The organism is Olivibacter ginsenosidimutans, from assembly GCF_039542865.1.
Taxonomy (GTDB): Bacteria; Bacteroidota; Bacteroidia; order Sphingobacteriales; family Sphingobacteriaceae; genus Olivibacter; species Olivibacter ginsenosidimutans.
The window spans coordinates 267951-290493 of record NZ_BAABIQ010000043.1; the positions used below are offsets into that span (position 1 = coordinate 267951).

17 protein-coding genes are annotated in these 22543 nt (G+C 40.3%); 11 read left to right on the plus strand and 6 right to left on the minus strand.

What is annotated here, in order from left to right; genetic code table 11:
* Positions 1 to 61 precede the first annotated feature (61 nt).
* A complete protein-coding gene (locus ABD930_RS18605; RefSeq protein WP_345234086.1) occupies positions 62 to 1249 on the plus strand; it encodes a class I SAM-dependent rRNA methyltransferase in 1188 nt (395 codons plus the stop codon).
* Between the two features lie 119 nt (positions 1250 to 1368).
* Here the strand turns inward: ABD930_RS18605 and fcl are convergent, their stop codons facing one another.
* The gene (fcl, locus tag ABD930_RS18610) at positions 1369 to 2298 is read right to left on the minus strand and encodes a GDP-L-fucose synthase (RefSeq protein WP_345234089.1); all 930 of its coding nucleotides are present in this window, start codon (positions 2296 to 2298) and stop codon (positions 1369 to 1371) included.
* Positions 2299 to 2397: 99 nt separating this feature from the next.
* Between fcl and trmB the strand changes: the two genes are divergently transcribed.
* Both trmB and ABD930_RS18620 read left to right on the plus strand, forming a co-directional pair.
* Positions 2398 to 3048, plus strand: a complete 651-nt coding sequence (gene trmB / locus ABD930_RS18615) for a tRNA (guanosine(46)-N7)-methyltransferase TrmB (RefSeq protein WP_345234091.1) — start codon at positions 2398 to 2400, stop codon at positions 3046 to 3048.
* A gap of 126 nt (positions 3049 to 3174) precedes the next feature.
* Positions 3175 to 5439, plus strand: a complete 2265-nt coding sequence (locus tag ABD930_RS18620) for a glycoside hydrolase family 20 protein (RefSeq protein ID WP_345234093.1) — start codon at positions 3175 to 3177, stop codon at positions 5437 to 5439.
* Between the two features lie 84 nt (positions 5440 to 5523).
* On the opposite strand, the gene ABD930_RS18625 is transcribed toward ABD930_RS18620, so the two are convergent.
* Positions 5524 to 8433: a DEAD/DEAH box helicase gene (locus ABD930_RS18625; RefSeq protein ID WP_345234095.1), complete on the minus strand. Its 2910-nt coding sequence runs from the start codon at positions 8431 to 8433 to the stop codon at positions 5524 to 5526.
* A 249-nt stretch (positions 8434 to 8682) separates the two neighbouring features.
* Here ABD930_RS18625 and ABD930_RS18630 point away from each other — a divergent pair, with 249 nt between their 5' ends.
* Positions 8683 to 9834, plus strand: coding sequence for a dipeptidase (locus ABD930_RS18630; protein ID WP_345234097.1), 1152 nt, complete (start codon positions 8683 to 8685; stop codon positions 9832 to 9834).
* A 115-nt stretch (positions 9835 to 9949) separates the two neighbouring features.
* Here ABD930_RS18630 and ABD930_RS18635 read toward each other — a convergent pair whose 3' ends face one another.
* From ABD930_RS18635 to ABD930_RS18650, 4 genes are all read right to left on the minus strand, one after another.
* A complete protein-coding gene (locus ABD930_RS18635; protein WP_345234099.1) occupies positions 9950 to 11071 on the minus strand; it encodes a hypothetical protein in 1122 nt (373 codons plus the stop codon).
* Between the two features lie 196 nt (positions 11072 to 11267).
* Positions 11268 to 11993, minus strand: coding sequence for a YebC/PmpR family DNA-binding transcriptional regulator (locus ABD930_RS18640; protein WP_345234101.1), 726 nt, complete (start codon positions 11991 to 11993; stop codon positions 11268 to 11270).
* Positions 11994 to 12030: 37 nt separating this feature from the next.
* Positions 12031 to 12969 (minus strand): NAD-dependent epimerase/dehydratase family protein, encoded by a 939-nt coding sequence (locus tag ABD930_RS18645; RefSeq protein ID WP_345234103.1) that lies wholly within the window; start codon positions 12967 to 12969, stop codon positions 12031 to 12033.
* A 53-nt stretch (positions 12970 to 13022) separates the two neighbouring features.
* Positions 13023 to 13949, minus strand: coding sequence for a lamin tail domain-containing protein (locus tag ABD930_RS18650; protein WP_345234105.1), 927 nt, complete (start codon positions 13947 to 13949; stop codon positions 13023 to 13025).
* A gap of 214 nt (positions 13950 to 14163) precedes the next feature.
* Here ABD930_RS18650 and ABD930_RS18655 point away from each other — a divergent pair, with 214 nt between their 5' ends.
* From ABD930_RS18655 to ABD930_RS18685, 7 genes are all read left to right on the plus strand, one after another.
* A complete protein-coding gene (locus tag ABD930_RS18655; RefSeq protein WP_345234108.1) occupies positions 14164 to 15153 on the plus strand; it encodes an aspartate-semialdehyde dehydrogenase in 990 nt (329 codons plus the stop codon).
* A gap of 325 nt (positions 15154 to 15478) precedes the next feature.
* The gene (gene dacB / locus ABD930_RS18660) at positions 15479 to 16897 is read left to right on the plus strand and encodes a D-alanyl-D-alanine carboxypeptidase/D-alanyl-D-alanine endopeptidase (RefSeq protein ID WP_345234110.1); all 1419 of its coding nucleotides are present in this window, start codon (positions 15479 to 15481) and stop codon (positions 16895 to 16897) included.
* A 353-nt stretch (positions 16898 to 17250) separates the two neighbouring features.
* Positions 17251 to 18099: a 4-hydroxy-3-methylbut-2-enyl diphosphate reductase gene (locus ABD930_RS18665; RefSeq protein ID WP_345234112.1), complete on the plus strand. Its 849-nt coding sequence runs from the start codon at positions 17251 to 17253 to the stop codon at positions 18097 to 18099.
* Between the two features lie 218 nt (positions 18100 to 18317).
* Entirely contained in the window at positions 18318 to 19391 is a 1074-nt protein-coding gene (hemH, locus tag ABD930_RS18670; protein WP_345234114.1) for a ferrochelatase, read from the plus strand.
* 35 nt (positions 19392 to 19426) lie between these two features.
* Entirely contained in the window at positions 19427 to 20698 is a 1272-nt protein-coding gene (locus tag ABD930_RS18675; protein ID WP_345234116.1) for a metallophosphoesterase, read from the plus strand.
* 62 nt (positions 20699 to 20760) lie between these two features.
* The gene (locus ABD930_RS18680) at positions 20761 to 22008 is read left to right on the plus strand and encodes an ABC transporter permease (protein WP_345234118.1); all 1248 of its coding nucleotides are present in this window, start codon (positions 20761 to 20763) and stop codon (positions 22006 to 22008) included.
* 156 nt (positions 22009 to 22164) lie between these two features.
* A complete protein-coding gene (locus ABD930_RS18685; protein ID WP_345234120.1) occupies positions 22165 to 22503 on the plus strand; it encodes a tRNA-binding protein in 339 nt (112 codons plus the stop codon).
* Positions 22504 to 22543 lie beyond the last annotated feature (40 nt).

Below are 22543 nucleotides of genomic sequence, written 5' to 3' on the forward strand. Positions count from 1 at the left end.
CAATAGTTTTGGGTATGTTGCACCAATCCCTCACATTTTAACTAAGTTTGCAGCAATATCTATGAATAAAATCATACTTAATAAAGGAAAAGATAAAGCAGCTTGGCAATTGCATCCTTGGGTTTTCTCCGGAGCAATTGATCGTATCGAAGGAAGTCCTGAAAATGGTGCATTGGTAAGTGTTTATAATCAAGCCAGGGAGTTTATTGCCTATGGTTATTATAATGGCGAATCCCGAGTGGCTATACGGTTGCTGGAATGGAATCCTAGCCAAGTAGTGGATGAACATTGGTGGAGAAACCGAATACGTCGTGCAATACAAGCAAGGACTGTTATTACCTCCGATGGTTATACCAATACAGTACGCCTTATTTTCAGTGAGGCAGATTTTTTACCCGGCCTCATAGCGGATCGATTTGGCGAGTTTATTTCCCTACAGATACTTACTGCTGGAATAGAAAAGGTGAAGCCGATTATTGTTGATGAACTACAGCAGTTACTTCGGCCAAAAGGAATCTATCAACGGTTGGATACACTTGCAAGGGCACATGATGGACTAACAGGCGGAGGAGAAGTACTTTTTGGGGAAGAACCACCGACTTTTGTGGATGTTTTAGAAAATGGAATTCACTATAAAGTCAACATTACAGAAGGACAGAAATCGGGGTTCTACTGTGACCAACGGGAGAATCGTTTACTCGTTGCGCAATATGCGCGTCATAAACGAGTATTAGACTGTTTCTGTTATTCTGGAGGGTTTAGTCTAAATGCTTTAAAAAATGACGCCCTCGAGGTTTTTAGCGTTGATAGTTCGGCTTTAGCCATAGAAACGTTAAAGCAGAATATTCAAGGCAATGCTTGGGAAAGCAGGCCACATACGTTGATTCAGCATGATGTCAATAAACAACTTAAGATCTTTCGAGAAAGCGGCGAAAAATTTGATCTTATTATTTTAGACCCGCCAAAATATGCTCCATCGCGGAGTAAACTGGAGAAAGCTTCACGTGCGTATAAAGAATTGAACCGGTTGGGGCTATCTTTACTGGAAAGTGGCGGGCTATTGGCAACTTTTTCTTGCTCTGGTGCAATGGACATGGATACCTTTAAACAGGTGCTTGCTTGGGCCGCTTTAGATGCAGGAAAGGAAATTCAGTTTATTCGGCAATTTACACAACCGGAAGATCACCCCATGAGAGCTTCTTTTCCTGAAGGGGAGTATTTAAAGGGTTTGCTTTGTCGGGTGCTGTGATTTGCGTTATGAGTTGCGAGTTACGAGTTGTGAGTGTCAAGATTTTTAGTAGCAGTAGCAGTGCCACTTTATAGCTTTAAGCTTTCTGCTCTTAAAACGTATTACTTATTACGTAAAACTCATACATACTTTTCCTTAAAATCCTGATAAGCTAAAGCTATTCCTTCACGCAATTCTACAGCATGCTTCCAACCTAAAAGATGGATTTTGCTTACATCCAAGAGCTTTCGCGGTGTTCCATCAGGTTTTGTGGTATCGAATATTAATTCTCCGGTATAACCTACAATATCTTTAATCAATAAAGCCAGCGCTTTAATACTCAAATCCTTTCCCGTTCCAATATTGATTAAATGGGACTCATTATAGTGCTCCATTAAAAACACACAGGCATCTGCAAGGTCATCAGCAAATAAAAACTCCCTTAATGGTGTTCCTGTCCCCCAAATGGTGACAGTGGGAGTCCCTTTTATTTTAGCTTCATGAAAGCGACGGATCAAAGCGGGTAGTACATGCGAATTATCTGGATGGTAATTGTCATTATAACCGTATAGGTTAGTAGGCATCACCGAGATAAAATTACAGCCATATTGTGCCCGATAAGCATCGCATAGCTTAATACCGGCAATTTTGGCAATAGCATAGGGTTCGTTAGTAGATTCCAAGGGCCCAGTTAACAGGTAATCTTCTTTCAACGGTTGCGGTGCCATTTTGGGGTAAATGCAACTTGACCCTAAAAAAAGTAGCTTTTTGACCTGTTGTTTAAACGCATGGTGAATGACATTATTCTGAATGGCCAAATTTTCATAGAGAAAATCTGCCCGATAGGTGTTATTTGCCACAATGCCTCCTACTTTAGCCGCGGCAAGAAAAACAAAATCGGGTTTTTCTGCAGCGAAAAAATTGGCCACAGCATGCTGGTCTCGTAGGTCTAATTCCTGTGAGGTTCGGAGCACGAAATTCGTAAATCCCTCTTTTAGAAGTTGGCGGTGAATGGCCGAACCAACCATACCTCGATGCCCAGCGATATATATCTTGTCGTTTTTTTCCACTGCAATGCTATTGATCTTACAAAGATATAAATATGTTTCCTTTCTTTTTTTTACGATGTGTTTGTCGTTTTTTTACATAATAACTAAGTTTGCCGGCAAATGGGAAAAGATAAATTACGAAAATTTGCCGAGATTGCTACATTTTCCAATGTATTGCAGCTTGACGAGGGACAAGTGATGAAGGGACAATGGGCACGGGCACATTTTGGTAATACGCATCCAATTGTACTCGAATTGGCTTGTGGAAAAGGAGAATATGCGGTTAATTTGGCCAAACGCTTTCCAGAAAAGAATTTTATCGGTATAGATTATAAAGGTAATCGAATTTGGCGTGGCGCTAAGACGGCATTGGAAGAAGGAGTAAACAATGTCGCTTTTCTGCGTATACAAATTGAAAATCTATTGGATTATTTTGATCAAGAAGAAGTCGATGAAATTTGGATCACTTTTCCGGATCCGCAACCTCAGGTAAGCCGGGAGAAGAAACGCTTAACGTCGGATAAGTTTTTAGTTAGGTACCGGAATGTGCTGAGAAAAGGGGGCTGTATTAACCTAAAAACAGATAATGATGGTTTATATACCTATACATTGGAAAAAATAAAGGCATTAGGGTTGGTTTTACATGCCCATACAACTGATATATACCACTCCGATGTATGGAATGAAGAATTAGCGATCCAGACCTACTACGAAAAAAAGTATCTAGCGCATCAGAAAAATATTAATTATTTGAGATTCTCGTTTTCTTAAGTCTTTGTTGTTGCCATTAAAAAAGATTCTTTAATTACAATAGAGTGAAGGTTTTGCGGTATACAGTATTCGCGAATCTCAAGCATTTTTTTTACGTTTGTACCGTCAGATTACACAAACAAGCATATGGAAAAGTTGAAATACGCTGCCATACTATTACTATGGCCTTTTCTTTGCCTTTTACCAACAATCGTACATGCGCAGGATAGCTTAGCTATCATTCCCAAACCTACACTTTTAGAGGAAGGTGTCGGCTATTTTAAGTATCCAGATCTTATAGAAGTACATGCAAGTCAGGAGTTAGCTGAAGATGCTGCGCTATTACATGAGCATCCCCATATCCATTTCAACGAAGTCCACAAACTTAAATCACGTAAAAAGCTGCCAGAACAGGGAATCTTTTTGCTACAGGCTGATGAAACAGATCGATTACCCGAAAACGCATACCGTCTTACCATAGATACCAATAAGATCACCCTTTTAGTACATAATCATACGGCGTTTATTCATGCATTAAGTACCTTACTGCAGATAGCCTATACGCAACACGATAGCCGGATAGTGCCTGTAGCGGTTATAGAGGACGAACCGAAGTTTGCTTATCGTGGATTGATGTTGGACGTTTCCAGACATTTTTATCCCTTATCGTTTTTGAAACGAACGATCGACCTGATGGCCTTATATAAGCTCAACACGTTTCATTGGCATTTGGTAGACGGTGCAGGCTGGCGATTGGAAATAAAAAAGTATCCAGAGCTTACGCAAAAGGCTGCCTGGCGGAATCGAACACTTTGGAAAGACTGGCAGCATTCAGGGAAAAGGTATGTGGAAATGGGAGATCCGAATGCATCAGGAGGTTTTTATACACAAGAAGAAGCTAGGGAACTGGTGGCTTATGCGGCCAGTAGGGGGATAACCGTGATACCAGAAATAGAGTTCCCTGGACATAGTGAAGAGGTTTTGGCCGTGTATCCGCAGCTTTCCTGCTCAGGCATACCCTACAAAGACGGCGCATTTTGTGTAGGCAATGAGGAAACGTTTACTTTTTTTGCCAATGTACTGGATGAAGTGATGGATATATTTCCTTCGCCTTATATTCATATTGGGGGAGATGAAGTGGATAAGACCGCTTGGAAAAATTGTCCAAAGTGCCAGCAGCGAATAAAAGATAATAATCTGCAAAATGAAGATGGATTACAGAGCTATGCCATTAAACGCATCGCGCAATATGTAAAGGATAAGGGGAGGAAAATTATTGGATGGGACGAAATATTGGAAGGTGGTTTAGCCCCAGAAGCAACGGTGATGAGTTGGCGTGGTGAGCAAGGGGGGGTAGATGCGGCGAATGCAGATCATGATGTCGTTATGACGCCCGGAAGTTATCTATATTTTGATGCCCCCCAAACGAATCCTGTTGGACAATACGATATTGGCGGTGGATTATTGCCCTTAAACAAGGTTTATGCCTATAATCCGATTCCAAAAGAAATAGCAGCGGATAAGCAACACCATATATTGGGGGTACAAGCAAACGTGTGGACGGAATATATACCGACTCAAGAGCGGGTGGAGTACATGCTATTTCCTAGACTCTTGGCATTAGCGGAAGTAGCTTGGACACCACATGAAAAAAGAGATTGGGCCGACTTTTGGCATCGTACCCAAAAACATTACCTGTTGTTGCAACGATTGGGTGTAAATTACTATAGACCTTCTTACGAGGTGGAAATTTCGGGTAAATATGATCAGGTTGCGAAGCAGGACACGATTACCCTTAGCTCAGAGCAATACGATCCTGAAATACGGTACACAACCGATGGAAGTGATCCTAAGCCAACATCTACCTTATATGTCGAACCGTTCTCTTTGGTCAATACAACAACTGTTAAAGCAGCCATATTTAAAGATTCCATACGAATGGGCGGTGTTGGAGAATTTACTGCCGATATCCATAAAGGTATCGGTAAGAAAATCACTTATAATAATCCGTGGAATGATCGATATCCAGCTAAAGGTGATACCACGCTGTTAAACGGACAGTATGGTGGGGTGAGCTATGGGGATGGTGAATGGCAAGGGTTTTTAGGAAATTTTGACGTAACCTTGGACTTTGAACGCCGGGAAGAACTGAATCAGATCAAGTTACGTTTTATGCAACTTTCAGGCCCAGGTGTTTATATTCCGAGTAATGTCAAGATACTGGCTTCCGATGATGGAAAGCATTTTAGAGAATTGCAAAAGATCGTGAATGATGTACCTACTACAGATACTTCTTTACGGTTTAAAACCTTTAGTTTTGATTTACAAGGGCGATTAGCTCGTTATATCCGCATTATCGGTGAAAATGGGATGAAGGGTTTCCTTTTCACAGATGAAATTGTGGTGTATTGACATGATGAGTTATCAGTTCCCTGTGCGTTGCCAGTGCGAATTTCTTCCTTAATAAATACTCGTAACGCATAACGCGCGACTTCATTACGCTAGCAGCTCTTTAATATCATCGGCTGATAAGGATTTGACGAAACTTTCTTCAGTGGTAATAAGCTGATTAGCAATGGTTTTCTTTTTCTGCTGCAAAGCCAATATTTTTTCTTCCACACTATCCTTGGTGATAAATTTGTAGATGAATACGTTTTTGGTTTGCCCAATGCGGTGTGAACGGTCGATAGCTTGTTGCTCCACAGCAGGATTCCACCAAGGATCTAAAATAAATACGTAGTCGGCTTCAATCAAATTAAGCCCAACTCCTCCCGCTTTTATAGAGATTAAGAATAGCTTGACATCCTGATTTTTCCGGAACAGATTAACCATATCTTCACGATTTCGCGTTGCCCCGTCTAAATAGGCGTATTTAATTTTTTGTTGGTCAAAATATTTTCTAAAGATATCCAGTTGCTTAACAAACTGCGAGAAGATGAGTACTTTATGGCCCCTGGATAATACGTTTTCCAAGGTATGCACGACATTTTCAAATTTCCCGGAATCACCTTCGTAAGCCTCATCGATCATCAAGGGGTGATTCGCTAGCTGTCGGAGTTTCGTTAAGCCCTGTAGCAGCTGAATCTGGGACTTGGTCATCAATTCATCGATCGCCTGCTCTAATAAAACATTCCGGTATTCGGATTTGACTTTTTCATATAATGTAGCTTGTTCATCACTCATTTTGCAGAAAAAGATCTGCTCGGATTTAGGTGGAAGCTCTTTAGCCACTTGGTCCTTTGTTCTTCGAAGAATAAAGGGTTTGATGATGGCCTGTAGCTTCCGAGCCTTCTCTTCATCTTTCTTTTTTTCAATGGGTACCACATAGTCTGCCAGAAAATGGGCATGGCTTCCCAGTAAACCAGGATTTAAAAAAGACATTTGCGACCATAAGTCACTAACAGAATTTTCTACTGGGGTACCACTTAAAATCAATTTATGCTGACTCTTTAATGCCCGTACAGCCTTAAAGGACTTGGAACTCGGGTTTTTAATGTTTTGGCTTTCATCTAAAATGATGTAATGAAAATAATATTGTTGAAATAGTTCTTCATCAATGCGGATAATGCCATAGGTAGTGATAACAAGATCGTAATGTTCAAATAAGCGAGTGTCTTTGGATCTATTACTACCGGTATGGATCAGTATTTTTAAATGAGGAGCAAATTTTGCTGCTTCGCTTTGCCAGTTATAGATGAGCGACGTAGGCATAATGATTAAAGAAGTTGGTTTTTGGCCCCGTTCTTGAAAATCTTCTTGCTCTTTTTGTAATAGTGCAAGGGTCTGAACCGTTTTACCAAGGCCCATATCGTCGGCTAAACATCCACCAAAGCGATAATCCTTTAAAAAATGAAACCAGTTGTAACCTGCCTTTTGATAACTCCTCAATTCACCTTTGAAATGTATAGGAAGGACAGCCTCACGTATTTGTTCAAAAGTATGCAGACGTTGTAGTTTACGCTCAATAGTTAATCCTTGCATGTTACGTTCGCTGAGATCATCAATTAAACCAATATGATGTTTCTGCAGTTGAATCTGCGTTTTGCTAGGAGAAAAGTAAAACAGGTTATGAAACTGGGTGAACCAAGCTTCTGGAATTAAGGCAATCTCCCCAGATGGTAACGTAAACTCTCTTTTTTGATGCAGAATGTGATCTCTAAGCGCTATAAAAGGAATTTCATAGGCACCAAAACGTACTAGGGCATGAATATCAAACCAGTCGTTTCCTTCGTTGATCTGTAAATCAATCTTGGTATTGCCTAGCAGGTATCGCTTTTGATTTTCCGTTTGCTGTTCCAGGTGATATCCTTTATGCAGTAGTAAGTCGTGGTTAACATTGATCCAATTAATCAATAAATGGGCATTTAAAGGGGAAGATGTGTCAGCGCTTGTTTTTATGCTTAGGTTATTGAACAGTGGATCGGCTTTACATAAACCAAGTTCAAAGAGTTCTTGCAATAACTTTTCTTCCCATTGCAAAGAACGCTTCACGCGATGAAACGTATATAAATCTTCGGCCTCTGAATAATCCATACGCACGGTGACTTTATGTTCGGTTCCGGCGTCAAAAACATAAGGCCCATATTTAAATTGCAATTGCGCAAACGCGTCACCGTCGGCCGTGTGAACAAATTTCAGAATCGGAGATGCCTCATGCTGATAAGTTTTAATGGCAAAACCTTCTGCATAAACGTGGTGTTTAGCAATTAATGTGCGGACAAACCGATCAAAATAATTATATTCTGTGTTTCGCGGAATGCTAATGTATCGCTTATTTAAAAAGGGAGAAAGTTTCTTACCATCCAGATCTTGATCAAAATAATAGAGTACTCCTTCCAAGAGCATCCACGCTGGATCATTGCTAATAATCTGCGCGTTTTTATACATAAAATCAATACGCATGCCTTGAAACTTGATTGTAGGGAAATAGCGTGTTTCTTCATCATTTCTTCGGAAATGGAAAAGTACTGAAGCTGGCTCTTGGGCGATCGTTAGTCGTTCTTCCACTGGCCAGCCCTCCTTGCTCATAAGATAAAGTGGTTTTTGATGTATTAATTTTAATACGTGAACCAGCTTCCTGTCTATTTTAGGGCGGATGTAATCGTATAATTTTTTGTCGAAAATTTTACTGAAGAATTCCCTGGGACGGATAATTTTTTTATGCATTTTTTTGATGAGCTCATGCTGCTCCAACTCGTCCAACAATTTAATGATTTTTAAGTCGTCTTGATCTAATATAGAGGCATATTCCTGAGCGGTATGGCTAAAAATACGTTGATAGGTAAGGGAAAACTCGCCATTCGGGTTCAACTGTACGATATGGGGTTCGATTAAGTAACCCAAGAACTCATGCTGGCAAAGCGAATAAACTAATGTATGCGGCTTCTGTGGATCTATTCGTAGCATCGGATCTCATTAAAAAAGCTTTAAACTTAGATAAATTTGGTTTTATATGCAAAATAATTGCGTTATATATAAAACAAATTATTCATGAAGCGTTTACCCGTATCGGGATTCATGAGCTCCTTACATTCGGTTCATGAAGGCTAAAACCTTTATCGGTCTCCCTCTGCCATCAGAAGTTTTTAAATAGAGGGAATATACAAATTTTTGTGATACCTTGCACATACTAATGGGATGCTAATGTGCCCTTCGATGAAAGTTAAACTTTGGTATATCGCTTGTCCACTACTATTTCTTTGTGGTATGGTCTCTGCACAAGAGGCTTTGGAACTCCATAGGCAAGCTGTCGTTATTGATTTGCATAATGATGTTTTATCTGAATCGGTTATGCGTGGGAAGAATATCGCTAAATCGATTCGCGGAGGGCGGACAGATTTGCCTCGGTTAAAAAGTGGAGGTGTAGATGTACAGTTCTTTTCGGTATGGTGTGATGGTAAGAAAAAGCATCCATTTGCTTATGCCAATCAAGAAATTGATGCGTTGTACCAATTGATAAAGGAGAATTCGGATAAAATGCTATTGGCAACTACGGTGGAAGAGATAAAGCGTGGCATTGCTGAGCATAAGCTAGTAGCGATGATTGGTGTTGAAGGAGGACATATGTTAGCAGACAATTTGGCAAATATCGACAGTCTGTATAGACGAGGCGTACGATACGTAACGCTTACGTGGAACAATAGTACACATTGGGCTTCTTCTGCTGCTGATGAAAGTAGGCATAAAATAAAACAGAAGGGATTATCCGATTTTGGAAGGCAAGTCATTCAACGCATGAATCAGTTAGGGATGATAGTTGATTTATCTCATGTTGGCGAGCAGACATTCTACGACGTCTTGAAAATTTGTAAAAAACCTGTTTTGGTAAGCCATAGTGATGCTTATGGGCTCAACCCACACTACCGTAATTTAAAAGATCAACAGATTAAGGCAGTTGCCCAAAATGGGGGAGTAATAGGTGTTAATTTTTATTCAGATTTTCTGGATCCTAATTATCGGAAAAAGATAGCTAGCTTGTATGCGCAATATGTCAGTAAAGCAGATACCATTCCATTAAGTGTCGATAAAAAATTTGATAAACTGCCCGCACAGGCAAAGCAGGCATTAAGACCACCCCTCGCTTTAGTGATTGATCATATTGATTATTTGGTCAAAATGGCGGGTATAGATCACGTGGGTATAGGAGCTGATTTCGACGGTATGGAATCAACACCTATTGGATTGGATGATGTACAGGATTATCCTAAATTGACTGAAGCGTTGCTAAATCGTGGTTATGCACCGAAAGATATTCGTAAAATACTTGGTGAGAATGTGCTTCGGGTCATTCAGGCACAAGAAAATTAAGGAGGACGTCATCTAAAATTTGTCATTTCGACTGTTCTCCATATCGTTTCGATTTTCTTTCGCGTCATTACGGCTCTTCCTCACGTCATCTGGTTCTCTTAATCCCAATCTTAAGTTAAGCATTCCCTTCGCCTTCGTTGGATTTATTTTTTGGCTTAAATCGTGGTTTAAAGCCTAAAGGTTTCGGTGTATTGTCAGCACTAGCTCCCGGCTTATCGGGTTTTGACTCGTTGGGCTTTACGGATTCATCATCGGCCTTTTCAGAAAGGGGCTCTTCTTCTTTAATCTCCGTTTTATTCAAGGTATTGGCCGTGTTCGTCACTCCTGGTTTAAACCTAGGTTTGAAGCCGAGCGGTTTTGGTGTATTTGCAGGCGGCGAGGTGCTATCTTGTTCGTTAGATGTCTCCTGTGTTGTTTTTTCCTCCGAATTAATAGTCTTGTCCGTCACTCCTGGTTTAAACCTAGGTTTGAAGCCGAGCGGTTTTGATGTATTTGCAGGCGGCGAGGTGCTATCTTGTTCGTTAGATGTCTCCTGTGTTGTTTTTTCCTCCGAATTAATAGTCTTGTCCGTCACTCCTGGTTTAAACCTGGGTTTGAAGCCTATGGGTTTTGACGGCGATGGAGTAGCAGATACGGCATTGCTTTCTTCTTTGGTTATATCCGAAGCGCTTGCTTCACTGTCTGATGGGGATGTATTGTCCTGACCCTCTACGGCCGCTTTATTGGTCATACCTGCCTTGAACCGAGGTTTAAAACCAGTAGGTTTGATCGTCGGTTCTTGTTGCTCCTTGTCGTTCTTCGTTGCCTTTACTGAATCCGAATCCGCTTTTCCAGGTTTAAATCGCGGTTTGAATCCCATCGGTTTCTGCCCAGCCGCTTCTTCTGGTTTTGTCGTAGTTGGATTTTCTGCAGACGTTTTATCCGAAGCTTGTGGTGTAACCGCCTTAAACCTAGGCCTAAAGCCCGTTGGCTTATTTATGGTAGAAGGATCGCTTGACGGAATCTCTTGTTGCTGATTGGCTAAAGGTACAGCAGTGGCTGGTGTGGTTTGTGTTCCTTCTTCGGCTAAGTGGAAGTTCTTTCGTAAACGATTAAACCAATATTTTTTGGTATGATCGAAACTCTTTTCTCCCATCAATGCAAAATGACTTTTAAATTCTTTATATAGACTTGGTTCTGCCAGCTGTAGTTGGTGGAGATCAATCTTTTTTTTTATAAAAAATTCTTCGAAAGTCATTCTTTAAATTATTCAAGTATCAAGTATCAAGTATCAAGTATCAAGTATCAAGTATCAAGTATCAAGTATCAAGTATCAAGATATTGCTAGTAGCTTTTCACCCACATTTTTTGCTTTTGCTTTAAACTTTGCATTTATCACTTAGTACGTTTGTCTTGTTACTTGTGTCTTATGTCTTGCTACTAAGATAAATACCTTAAACCATATTATGATATACGGCCTGTACATCATCATCTTCTTCTAACTTATCAATAAGTTTGAGCACATCTGCTGACGCCTCTTCAGAAACTTCTGTCGTAGACAAATTGATGCGTTCCAGCTTAGCACTTTTGATATCAATTCCTTTTTCTTCCAGCAACTTTTGCATATTGCCAAAATCTTCAAAGGATGTTTGTACCACAACAATGTCATTACCTTCTTCATCAGCCTCTACATAGAGCTCTTCTAAACCGCCATCAATCAGTTCCAGCTCCAGTTCTTCCAGCTCCAAATCATCTGTTGCAGCAAAGCGGAAAATAGATTTACGTTGAAAAATAAAATCCAATGATCCGGTTTTCCCTAAAGAACCGCCAGCTTTTGTAAAATAACTTCTAATGTTAGCAACCGTTCTATTGGTATTGTCCGTAGCGGTTTCTATTAAAATAGGTACCCCATGTGGGCCGTAGCCTTCATATACATGCTCTTCATAACCCTTAGCATCTTTTTCTGAAGCACGTTTGATAGCCGCCTCTATACGGTCTTTAGGCATATTAACAGCCTTAGCGTTCTGTATCGCTGTACGAAGACGTGAATTAGATTCTGGATGTGGGCCACCCTCTTTAACAGCAATAGCAATTTCTTTCCCTAAACGGGTAAATTGCACGGCCATCTTTGCCCAACGTTTAAACTTCCTTTCTTTTCTAAACTCAAATGCTCTTCCCATAATAAATTATATCGTGTTGTTATTGGTTGCTTGTTACCTATTGTTTCAAGTTGGTTAACATGTCTTGCACCATATGCGCCAAATCATAGCTTGGTTTCCATCCCCAATCTTTCCGGGCATCCTGATCATCAATGGATGAAGGCCAACTATCAGCAATTGCCTGACGCGGATCGCCATCCAGGTAATCTAGGACAAAGGTAGGGATATGATTTTTAATTTCCGCAGCCAGTGTTGCAGGTGTAAAGCTAAAGCCCGTAAGGTTATAACTGCTTCTAATATGCAGATGATCCGCCGGCGCTTCCATTAACTGCAGTGTTCCTTGAATGGCATCTTCCATATACAGCATCGGAAGTTTCGTATCTGCCGATAAAAAACAGGTATAAGAGCCCTTGCTGAGGGCTTCGTGAAAAATATGAATGGCATAATCCGTTGTACCTCCTCCCGGAGCTGTCTTCCAGCTGATTAAACCTGGATAACGAATACTACGGACATCTAATCCATATTTGTTATGGTAGTATTCGCACCACCGTTCTCCTGCTTGTTTACTTAATCCGTAAACGGTATTCGGATCCATGATGCAGTATTGAGGTGTGTTTTCTTTGGGCGAATGTGGGCCAAATACGGCAATGGAACTTGGCCAGAAAACCTTGCTCACGTTAAACGCAACGGCTAGGTCAAGCACGTTCAATAGTCCGTTGATGTTTAAGTCCCAAGCCATCTTAGGGTGTTGTTCGCCAACGGCAGACAATACTGCTGCTAGCAGATAAACCTGTGTTGGTTGATATTTTTCAAACATCGCTTTTAATAGCGTTTTATCCAACACATTAATGATTTCAAAAGGGCCGGGAGAAGGAATAGCAGGTGGTTTAATATCAGATGTTACGACATGCTCCTGTCCATATTTTAATCGTAAAGCTGTGGCTAGCTCCGTACCGATTTGGCCATTAGATCCAATAATAATAATACGTTCTTTCATGTGCAGACAAACTTAGATAAAATAGCGTTTATATACCAACCTCAGTTTGATTATTATTTTCTGCTCAGAACGCAACTTTTGCGATATTTCTTTACGCCATCGATTGCGTTATATACTTCTGCATAAATCAAATAGATGCCAACAGGTAAACGTTGTTGTGCATCGTCAAGCCCATTCCAATCCAGTGTACCGCTAGTTCCTAATAGGTAGTTGTCGTATAGCCTTCGAATCCGTATGCCCTGGTCATTAAAAATGTGTAGGGTAATCATGTTACTTCCTTGTTTAAATTGATAATGTATCTGTAAAAAATCTGTAGAATTGTGGCTATCCGGAGAGAAAGTATTATTGGCTAGCCAAATTCCTTTATCATCGCTAATGATGTCTTGATATTGAGAATTCTGATAACCTGGCGTAGCATAACCTGAGGATGCCGCTGCGGAAGTGAAATTCCCAGGAGCATTGGTTTCTTCCGTCATATATCGCCGTTCTAAAGAGACACCTTTTGCATCTTTAATAAATGGACTATGCATACGTTCATCATAATCGAGGCGATCGACGAGGCTATCACCACGTAACAAGGCTATTGATCCACGTGTATTGGGTAATACAGGAAAAGCATCCATTGCAATAAAATCTTGTGGGTTTTTACTAGCGTATTGCGAAAGTATGGCCGAAGGGTCTTTTGTGATTACTTTGTATGTTCTTGGAAGAAACAAACTCGATTGTTTGGTAATGGGTTTTGGGGGCGATAGGGTATCGTCATGAATACGGGCTAATTGTAAGTCATGTAGATCAATGGTTTGCTCCGTTGGATTGTATAGTTCAATAAATTCTGCTCCTCCTGTTTTTGGATTAGGAAGAATTTCATTGATCAGTAGTCCGGTGGACAATACGTTTAGCTTACCTTTTAGATTTGGCTGCTCCTTCTTGGAACAAGCTAGCAAAAATAAAAAGGATAGGTAAAATAGAAAATGCTTCATATAATTAGTTTGTTGTGGTTAATTATTAGTTGTTCGTACCGGCCATACTCCTCACCTCCTGACACCTTATACTCTCCACCTCAAAATACCCTCCACCTCAAAAATGCATTTCTTTTTTATCCTTCATGCAAAATGAAAGAGAATGAATAAAATGAACAGAAAAAAAATTCGTAATTTCGCCAAAAAAATTAGACAGTAAATAAAAAATCAACAAATGAAAGTTGCAGTCGTTGGCGCTACCGGCCTTGTAGGTTCGGAGATGTTAAAAGTTTTAGCAGAGCGCAATTTCCCGGTTTCAGAATTAATTCCAGTAGCCTCAGAAAAAAGTAAGGGTAAGGAAATTGAATTCAAGGGAAAGAAGTATAAGGTGGTTACTCCCGACGAAGCAATTTTATTAAAACCTCAAGTGGCTTTATTTTCAGCAGGAGGAGGTACCTCTACCACCTATGCTCCGAAATTTGCTGAGGCGGGCATAACCGTTATTGATAATTCTTCGGCTTGGCGGATGGACCCAACGAAAAAATTAGTGGTGCCTGAAGTAAATGCGGAGGATTTAACGGTATCGGATAAGATTATTGCCAATCCCAATTGTTCCACGATTCAGATGGTTGTAGTATTGAAACCACTCCATGAAAAATATCGGATAAAAAGGGTGGTTGTTTCAACGTACCAGTCGGTTACCGGAACAGGCGTGAAAGCAGTGCAGCAGTTAAACGATGAACGCGCGGGGAGATCAGGTGAAAAAGCATATCCATATCCGATCGACCTCAATGTCATTCCGCAGATCGACGTTTTCCAGGAAAATGGCTATACGAAGGAAGAAATGAAGATGATCAAGGAAACGAATAAGATCATGGGAGACGACAGTATTAAAGTTACGGCTACGACAGTTCGGATTCCGGTAATCGGAGGCCATTCAGAAGCGGTGAATATAGCCTTCGAAAATGAATTTGATCTGCAAGAGGTAAGGGAATTGTTGGCCGCGCAGGAAGGAATAGTTATAGTAGATGATCCAGCTAATTTAAAATACCCCATGCCAAAGGATGCACATGGAAAGGATGAGGTTTTTGTGGGTCGGATTCGTAGGGATGAAAGCCAAGATAAAACGTTAAATTTATGGATTGTGGCAGATAATTTACGTAAAGGAGCAGCAACCAATGCCGTGCAGATTGCGGAATATCTTGTGGAAAAGAACTTGCTTTAATCCGGTAAACATTCTTGTAAAAAGGGAAGGCCACTGTAAAGCATGTACAGTGGCCTTCCCTTTTTACAGGCTGCCAGTGGAGGCTTGCCGATACTATTATCATTTTATTGACGCTCAGAAAAGCTTATCTAAAATACCAGAACATCATTTCGCAATCGAGATGAACGGTTCTGAGCGTTATGGTGCGGTTATTGCTTTCCTTGTTCTTGGAGAATCTCCCTGTTTCATTAAACCCTGATTCCATCTTAGGCGTTTAAACGAAGTGACATGATCCAAAACCTTCATGAAGGTATGCAAACAAATCATGAATAAACAATTTATTCTAATGAAAATATCACCTACGTTAATCTTCATTTTTTTAATTTTTCATTCGTCTTTTCTCGTTGCACAATCCCTTCAACAAAAAATAAGTGCAGCATATCAAAAATTTGAAAATAATCCAAACCTTCGGCACGCAGTAACTTCTTTAACAGTCCTGGACGCACGTACTGGAGCCGTAGTATTTAGTAAGGGAGGTAATATTGGTTTAGCCACCGCCTCTACTTTGAAAACCATTACTTCTGCTGCGGCTTATTATGTTTTGGGTGCGGATTACGTATACCAAACGGAATTATTTTACACAGGAGATATCCAAAATGGTGTATTGAATGGAAATATTGTCATTAAGGGATCTGGAGATCCATCATTAGGAAGTGATCGCTTTGATGCAACCAAAGAGTCTATATTGCTGAATCAGTGGAGTGATGCTATCGCTAAAGCGGGTATCCAAAAGATCAATGGCAGTATTATCGGAGACGATTTATTGTATAATGGCTATACTGCTGGTCCAAGGTGGATTTGGCAAGACTTAGGCAGTTACTATGGTGCTGGAACTTCTGGATTAAATTGGAGGGAAAATTTGGTCGACCTCCACCTAAAACCTGGTGCCCAAGTAGGCGCCGCCGCTGTTATACAAAATACAGCGCCCAATATTGCATACGTAAAATTGGTTAATGAAATAACAACTGGTCCAGCAGGTTCCGGTGATAAGGTTTACCCATATGCGGCACCTTATTCTTCACTTATTTACTTACGCGGAACGTATGGAATAGATTTTAGAAAGTCCGTGCAATTGGCCTTGCCCGACCCTGCTTACGATGCTGCGTTGCGGTTGCAACTGGCTTTGGAAGGAAAAGGAATTTCAGTGCAGCAACCAGCGACAACGGCAAAGTTATTACATTTATCAGAAAAACCGATGCCCAATAATACCAAGCTGATTTGGACACATACTTCTCCAAAACTTAGTGATTTAGTATATTGGTTTAATCAGAAAAGTATTAATTTATACGGAGAAGCTTTGCTTAAAAGCATTGCTTTGAAACAGCATAAGGATACGGAAACGATAGAGGCAGCTTCTTATTTAGGCGATTTTTGGACAAACAAGCTGGGGCTGGAAAAAGGTACACTCCGTATTTACGATGGAAGTGGTTTATCTCCTGAAAATAGAGTGACAACCATGGCGATGGCCCGTATCTTGTCGTCTATTAAAAAGGAACCTTGGTTTGCTAGTTATTATAAAAGTATTCCCACCTATAATGGAATGAAAATGAAGAGTGGTACCATTGGAGGAGTGCTGGGATATGCCGGCTATCAGAAAGCGGCTAACGGAACGGAATTGGTTTTTAGTTTATTAGTCAATAATTATGAAGGTAGCGCCAACGGTATGCGACAACAAATGTTCAGGTTATTGGATGTATTGAAGTAAAATAGAGGTCTTCTGTTCTTGCTCCATTCATGTCCTATTCTGGCATACCACGAGTCTACTTCGTACTAAGGAAAAGCTGGGAAACACGAGGGATAGTAAAAGGACAGGAGAAGGGAAGGTGGATCTAATGTGGATAAAAGGTGGACTTGATGTGGATTTCACATGGACTTGAACGCCGGATTTTGTAAAAAAATGAATGCAGCAGGTTTTTGTTGGAAGCAATAAGGAGGCATTGTTATTGCAAAGATACGAAAATAGTTGCAATGGGGTTGTAACCAGCGAAAATTTTTGAGTTATAAGTTTTAAGTAGTAAGTTTTAAGTGTGTTACAAGTAAAAAAGCTACCTTTGTATTATGAGTTATCGCTTAGGTGTAACAATTGATAAGGATTCTGGTTTTTGCTTTGGAGTGGTCTATGCCATCGATATGGCAGAAGAAATTTTGGAGCAGGAAGGTTACCTATATTGTTTGGGTGATATCGTGCACAACGATGAGGAAGTGGCGCGATTAAAAGCGAAAGGTTTGCGAATTATTGGGCATGCTGATTTGCCACAATTGCAAAATGAAAAAGTGTTGATCCGCGCACATGGAGAATCACCGGAAACGTATAAAATAGCCTTAGAGAATAATATTACCTTGATTGACGCTTCATGCCCTGTGGTGCTGAAACTACAAAATAGAATTAAAACATCTTATGATGATCAGGAAAAAATCTTGATCTTCGGTAAACATGGCCATGCAGAAGTCATCGGATTACAGGGGCAAACCAATAATGAAGCCTTAGTTTTCCAGGATTTGGAAGAATTGGACCATGTTGAATTGCCTGCAAAATTCACCCTATACAGTCAGACGACTAAAAGCACGGATAAATTTTATCATATAAAAGAAGAATTATTGAAACGGGGCTATGAAGTCAAGGCCAATGATACCATTTGTAGGCAGGTATCAAATCGTTATGAAGATTTGGCTACTTTCGCTCAGAAGTTTGATCGGATCGTTTTTGTATCCGGAAAAAAATCGTCGAACGGAAAGGTTTTATATGAAGTTTGTGCGAAACATAACCCCCAAAGTTACTTTATTTCTGATGTAGCTGAATTGTCTAAGGAAATGTTTCGGGAAGATGAAAGTGTTGGTGTATGTGGCGCTACTTCTACCCCTATGTGGCTTATGCAGCAAGTGAAGGAGAAACTGGAAAGTTTTTAAAGTATCGAGCATCAAGTATCATCTAAACTTCACATTCATTCATGACGAAAACTAAAACCCTCACAATTTTGTAATTTTGTGGTTGGCTGGGTTTCAATATTGATTTCATAGCTCCTTGAAGAGCAATTGTTTGAATGAAACCGAAATGTAAAAAATATGCATACAGGGCAATGGTTATTTACATGGAGTGCTCATCAGCCATAATATAAAATAAATAGATGAAAACAAAAAAAGGCGTATTGCTCATTAACTTGGGAACCCCTGATAGCCCAAAAGTAGCTGATGTTAGAAAATATCTTGATGAATTCTTAATGGATGGTCGCGTTATTGATATTGGAGCGTTTCAGCGGAACCTGCTCGTTAGGGGAATAATTGTGCCATTTAGAAGTCCGAAAACTGCAAAATTATATCAAGCCATTTGGGATCAAAAAACGGGATCGCCTTTATTACACATCAGCGAAGTACAAGTAGCACTTTTGCGAAAAGAACTTGGAGAATCCTACCAAGTGGAGTTAGCCATGCGCTATCAAAAACCCTCTATAGAAGAGGCTTTGCAACGACTTAAACGAGCCATGGTAGATAGTATTCAGGTAATACCGCTTTTTCCTCAATATGCCTCTGCAAGTACAGGATCGGTGATCGAAAAGGTCATGAAGCTAGTGGCCGGCTGGCATACTTTTCCCAGAATTTCTATCGTTAATCAATTCTACGATAATGAATTGATGATCGAAACATTTGCCGATAATGCACGGAAAAAACAGGTGGAGAATTACGATCACGTCTTGTTTAGTTTTCATGGGCTGCCCGTGCGGCAATTAAAGGATGTGGATAATACGGGTACCCACAATTGCGATACAGCATTTTGCCGTACGCAAATAACGGCTGAAAATAAATTTTGTTATTCGGCGCAATGCCATGAAACCGCACGGCTAATAGCGGCTAAGCTAGGGTTAAATACAGCTAAATATACTGTTTGTTTTCAATCACGTTTAGGTAAGGATCCTTGGGTTCAGCCTTATACCAGTGATACATTAATTGAATTGGCAGGAAAAGGTGTTAAGCGATTACTTGTTTTATGTCCAGCTTTTGTGGCCGATTGTTTGGAAACACTTTATGAGGTAACGGAAGAATATGGGCAGGAATTTAAAAAATTAGGGGGAGAACACGTAGAGTTGGTACCCAGCTTAAACGACCATCCGAAGTGGATCGAGGCGTTAAAGCAAATGGTTATCGCTGAAGAAGAAGTGGGCGCGGCTTTAACCAAGCGTTACACGAAGAAGGCGGAAGTATAAAAGGGGTAGTTGCTGGATAGCAAAATTATTTACGGATGAAATTGATTTTGATAAATGCTTTTGTGTTGTTGCCGATAGATTATTATATCTACTATGCATTACAAAAAAGCACAATTGGTTGGGCAAAAAAAAGCTTTTTTAAGATAGGTTGGTGGGTGTATAGCTTTTTGCTATTCATTGGTGTTGCGCTTAGCATTTACCTGAATATCCCGCTCATGTTACGTTCGATCATACTGGTAGCGTTCTTTCTGACCTTTACCAGTAAAGCTTTTTACTTGATTGTTTTGTTGATAGACGACCTTAGGCGTGGGGGTATATGGGTAAAAAGACTTCTTTTTAGAAGAAAATCGACACCTATTGAAGCAGCATCTACAGAAGACATAGAAAAAAAAGAAGGAATCAGCCGATCTCAATTTTTAACCCGAGCAGGGATCGTTGTTGCCGCAGCGCCGTTCGCTACATTGAGTTGGGGGATTGCATTTGGTGGCTATGAATATCGGGTACGACGGCAAAAACTTTATCTTCCTAACCTCCCGAAAGCATTTCATGGAATGACCATTGGACAAATCTCTGATATCCATTCTGGAAGTTTTTATAATAAGACAGCCGTTCAAGGCGGTGTAGAACTTCTCTTAGCCGAAAAACCAGACGTCATTTTCTTTACAGGAGATCTTGTGAATAACAAGGCCGATGAAATGCGGAACTACCAAGACTTGTTTACGAAAGTCAAGGCTCCTTTGGGTGTTTTTTCCACACTAGGTAATCATGACTATGGTGATTATTTTTATGGTAGAGAAGATAGCCCCGAGAAAAGACAAAATCTGCAGCATGTTAAAGAAACCCATAAAGTAATGGGCTGGGATTTGTTACTCAATGAGCATAGGCGATTAAAAGTGGACAATGAAGAGATCGGTATTTTGGGAATAGAAAACTGGGGTACGGGCCGTTTTCCTAAATATGGGCGATTGGATTTAGCAAAGCAACGTACGGATGATTTACCCGTGAAGCTTTTATTATCCCACGACCCTTCGCATTGGCGCGCACAAGTATTGGATAATCCAGACATTGATGTCATGTTTGCCGGTCATACGCACGGTATGCAGTTTGGTGTTCGCGGAAAACATTATCAATGGAGCCCTATTCAGTATGTATATAAAGAGTGGGCAGGCTTATATACCGAAGGAAAACAACAATTATATGTTAACGTAGGTTATGGTTTTTTGGGTTATCCGGGGCGTGTTGGTATTTTGCCTGAAATTACTATTTTCGAATTACTTCGTGGAGAAGCACCATCACTTCGTACATGATCCAGCAAAATAGCTGTAACATAATGGCCGTTTGCCAGTCTTAATAGCAAAAAGCTCGTGCTATGTCGGTAAAAATGCCTTATCGCGAAAATGTTAGGCTTTCGCTAGAATCCATTGCAAGTAATAAATTGCGTACGTTTTTAACGGCGCTTATTATTGCGATAGGCATTACGGCTTTGGTGGGCATTTTAACTTCTATCGATGCTATTCAACATTCGTTAACTGATTCTTTTTCCGCTATGGGTGCAAATTCCTTCAATATCAGGAATAGAGGACTGAATGTCCAGATCGGAGGAGGCGGCAATAGGCCTAAAGTTTTTAAGAAAATATCGTATCGGGAAGCGCTTGAGTTTCAACAGAAGTTCGATTTTCCAGCAATAGTATCCGTTAGCGCTTATGCTTCTAATGGTGCCGTGGTAAAATACAGAAGTGAACAATCCAATCCCAATATCTCCATATTAGGCGCTGATGATAACTATTTGCAAACGGGAGGATATAAGTTAGAAAGTGGTCGGAATTTTACCCAACGTGAACTGGAAACAGGTGCAAATGTGACTATTATTGGTAGTGAGATCAGGAAACAGTTGTTTAAGAATGGAAAAGACCCACTTAATGCATCCATAATTATTGGAAATTCGAAATATTTGGTTATTGGTCTATTAGAAGATAAGGGTTCCAGTGCAGGCATGGGGGGCGACCGAACCTGTATTATTCCATTGCTGCGTGCTAGGGCAGTAGTCCAAGGGGAAATACCTTCTTATACCATCACGGTGATGAGTGGAAACGCTCAAGGAATAGAATCTGCTATCGGTGAAGCAACAGCAGTGTTCAGAAATATTAGGGGGCTCGGTATAAAACAGGAAAATAATTTTGAAATTACAAAAAGTGATGCTGTGGCTCAAATCTTGGTAAGTAGCCTAACTTATGTGGCTATTGGGGCATTTGTTATTGGTATTATTACCTTAATAGGCGCTTCGATAGGATTGATGAATATCATGCTGGTGTCTGTTACCGAAAGAACCCGCGAGATTGGTGTTCGCAAGGCTATCGGAGCAACGCCAAGAGTAATACGGATACAGTTTTTAACCGAAGCCGTGGTCATTTGTTTAATTGGCGGTTTGGGAGGTATCCTATTGGGTATATTAATTGGTAACATCGTTGCAATGGTCGTAGGAACAAGCTTTATCATACCGTGGGTATGGATTATGATGGGAATTGCCGTATGTGTCTTCGTAGGTATGATTTCAGGTTTTTATCCTGCATCTAAAGCATCCAAACTAGATCCTATTGAGGCGTTACGCTATGAATAGTTTTTCTTTTTCTCCGCGAAAAAGAAACAAAACCGAACGTAGTGAGCTCATGAACTCCATCAAAAACAAACAAAAGTGAATAAAGCTCATCGCAAGCTCCTCGGGTTTGGTTACTTTCTACGGAAGAATTAACAAAAATTACTTATGTTTACCTCCATGCAAGAAATTACATGGGAAGATTTTGAAAAGGTAGAATTAAGAGTAGGTACTATCCAAGCCGTTACCGATTTTCCGAAGGCGAAAAAACCAGCCTATCAATTAACCATAGATTTTGGAGAAGAATTGGGAATTCGCAAAAGTAGTGCGCAAATAACCGTTCATTATACCAAGGCGGAACTTGTTGGTAAACAAATTATAGCTGTCGTAAATTTCCCGAAAAAACAAATCGCCAATTTTATGTCGGAGTGTCTGGTTACGGGTTTTGCAGACAAAGATGGAGCAATCATTCTGGCCACAACGGCGGGTCAGGTTCCTAATGGTGCAAAATTGCTATAAAAACAAATGCACAATAGGCGGTATGTTTTAAACAATTTGC